Source organism: Tritonibacter sp. SIMBA_163 (assembly GCF_046535935.1).
GTDB classification, from domain to species: domain Bacteria; phylum Pseudomonadota; class Alphaproteobacteria; order Rhodobacterales; family Rhodobacteraceae; genus Epibacterium; species Epibacterium scottomollicae.
Window position 1 is genome coordinate 1 of the sequence record NZ_JAWJBP010001239.1, and the last position, 239, is coordinate 239.

Annotated in this window: 1 protein-coding gene; it reads right to left on the reverse strand. The window is 60.3% G+C overall.

What is annotated here, in order from left to right:
* A partial coding sequence (locus R0J92_RS26270) for an alpha/beta hydrolase-fold protein (protein WP_411053851.1) occupies window positions 1-214 on the reverse strand: 214 nt, incomplete at its 3' end.
* Window positions 215-239 lie beyond the last annotated feature (25 nt).

Sequence of the window (239 nt, forward strand, 5' to 3'; positions counted from 1 at the left end):
CAAAGCGAGACAATTTATCCAGCAGGAAACTCCCCTCCCAGGTGATCGCCGGGCTGGCCGCGATCCAGTGGCTAACGGCCTTGGGGTTCTTATTCAGCAGCCAGAGCGCAAACAGACCACCAAAGGAGTGACCAAATACCCCCTGATGCTCTAGAGTGACCCGGACCGTGGCGGCCACGAAAGAACGCACATCCTCCAGCAGGAAACGTGGCATTTCGCCGCCGCCGCCGGTGCGAACG